Here is a 2,281-nt window from a genome sequence, read left to right on the forward strand (position 1 = left end):
CGAGGAGTGCTGGCTGTTGACCCGCCAGTCGATGGTCTCGCCGTATTTCGAGTTCACCGGGTACGTGCCGACGTACTCCGCGTGGCTGGCCGGCCGGGACTCGACCGAAGCGTACCGGCGGCATCGCCGCAACCTCCAACTGATCGGGCTGCATGACCCCGAGCGGCGCTGGGTGCTCAAATCCTCCAGTCACATGCCCTGCCTGGACGCCCTGCTGGCGACCTACCCCGACGCAATGGTGATCCAGACCCACCGCAGGCCCGCCAGTACGGTGCTGGGATCGGCGTGCAGCATGGCGAGCAAGCTTGCCGCGGGCATGTCCTCAGTTTTCCAGGGCGAGGTGATCGGCCCTGCCCTGCTCGAACTCGCCACTCGCACTCTTGCGCGATTCGCCACGGAGCGGGCCAAACACGACCAGGCCAGGTTTTACGACGTCGAATTCGACGAGTTCACCGCCGACCCGCTGGCGGTCGTCGCCGACATCTACCGCCACCTCGGATGGGACCTGGCCAACGAGGTCCGCCCGGCCATGTCGGCCGTGCTGGCCGAAGATGAACGCCTCCGTTCGCACCGCTACGACCTGGCCCAATTCGGCATCAGCGCCGAGGAAGTCGACTCCCGACTCGGCACCCTGCTCTGAACCGACCGGAACTCGGTGGCCCGGAACTCGGTGGCCCCGTCGTGGGCTGACCTGGTCTCGGCCTGCTCCATTGGCACCGTCCAGCGGTCTCGCATTTGCCCTTCCACCACCGAGCAACGAGAAGACGCCAACGCTCCTGGGCCCAACTCACCGAAATGAGGGACGATCATGACTACCTTGTCCGCGGAGCCGGCGCTGGCCCGCTGGGGTTTCTCCGAATGGGTCGAAAGCGCAAGGCGAAGCGGCGAACTGATCGCGACGCCTGAGCTTGACGACCTCAACGACGCGGTCATAAGCATCAACGGCAGAAAAGTGGTCAACTTCGCCGGCATCGGCATCCTCGGATGGCAACACGACCCGGACGTGCGCAACGTCTTCGTCGAGACGGCAATGAACTATGGAGACGTAATGAAGTAACAAATACGTGATCGAGAGCATCATCGCAGGTCACAGGCCTGTGGAGGGTTCGAAACGCGCAAGTTATTTCATTTCGACTCCTATGGCCTGGTCGTCGGCGGCTCCCGAGTGGTTCAGGGCGTCGCCCGGCCACACCTGGAACTGGAGGCGCTGGTCGCTGAGATCACCGGCCGGCAGAAATCGCTCACCTTCGCCACCGGGCTGCTGGCCAACGTCGGATTCGTGCACGCGATGAGCGCCAGGTTCTCGTTCAACAACCAGCCCGGCGTGGACAACGCCGACACGGTGTTCGTGCTCGACCGGGACAGCCACTGGAGCATGTGGAAGGCCGTTGAGCGATTCAAGTTCGGACGTAACATGATCGACTTCCGCCACAATGACATTGCCGATCTCAGGCAGGTGCTGGAGAACCTCCGCGGCCGGCGGGTCGTTGTCGGATTCTTGACCGTGTACTCCGACGGCTCGATGGCTCCGGTCGGCGAGATCCTCGACCTGTGCGACGAGTTCGGCGCGGTCAGCTTCGTCGACGACGCGAACGGCTTCATGGTCTACGGCAACGGCGGCCACCGGTTCGCCGCTGAATACGAGGAGCTGCGCCGGGCGACTTTCCTGATGGTGTCGTTCGGCAAGTCCATCGGCTTGGGCGGTGGACTTGCGGGACCGGCCGACGCTCTTGATGCGTTCCGCTTTCTGTCGGGCACGTCGGTGTTCACCAACAACATTCAGCCGCCGACCGCCGGCGCCATCGTCCATGTGCTGCGCCGGATGAGACAAGACCCGTCGGTGATGGAACGCTACCTCGACCGAGTCGACCGGCTGCGGGAGCGACTGCTCGGGATCCGCTGCACCATCAACGCCACGCCGACCTACGTCACATCGATCTCGGTGGGCTCGAACCACACCGCCGTACGCGTCCGGCAGGACTTCCTCGATCGCGGGTATCTGGTACCGATGTTCGGCTACCCGGCGGTGAACAAGAACCAGGCCGTGATCCGACTGATGGTGAACAACCGACTATCCAACGAACACCTGGATGGCTTCGTCGACACACTCGCCGAGCTCAAGCAGAAGTACGAGTTCTGAACCGGCGCTGCTCGGTCGTCCGCGAGCCGGCACCGGCAGGGCCAGAGCCGGTACCGTCCGCGGCATCCTCCAGGGCGGCCGGGGGCACGGGACGAGTCAGGGGATCATACGGCCCTGGCGATCTGATCACGGCTTGCGAGT

The 2,281-nt window shown here is 64.1% G+C and carries 3 protein-coding genes; all 3 read left to right on the forward strand.

Features of this window, described 5'->3' with window-relative positions; genetic code table 11:
• Nucleotides 1-640: sulfotransferase family protein (locus ACY45C_RS20690; protein WP_462189220.1), on the forward strand; the 640-nt coding region annotated here is incomplete at its 5' end.
• Nucleotides 641-808: 168 nt separating this feature from the next.
• The gene (locus tag ACY45C_RS20695) at nucleotides 809-1,057 is read left to right on the forward strand and encodes a hypothetical protein (RefSeq protein WP_462189221.1); all 249 of its coding nucleotides are present in this window, start codon (nucleotides 809-811) and stop codon (nucleotides 1,055-1,057) included.
• Nucleotides 1,058-1,165: 108 nt separating this feature from the next.
• On the forward strand, nucleotides 1,166-2,140 hold the full coding sequence (locus ACY45C_RS20700; protein ID WP_462189223.1) for an aminotransferase class I/II-fold pyridoxal phosphate-dependent enzyme: 975 nt from the start codon (nucleotides 1,166-1,168) through the stop codon (nucleotides 2,138-2,140).
• The last annotated feature ends 141 nt before the right edge of the window (nucleotides 2,141-2,281 follow it).

Source organism: Frankia sp. CcWB2, assembly GCF_977927585.1.

Excerpts from the sequence above, each read along its gene's own strand:
- ACY45C_RS20695 (WP_462189221.1), top strand. The coding sequence starts at position 809 with ATGACTACCTTGTCCGCGGAGCCGGCGCTGGCCCGCTGGGGTTTCTCC.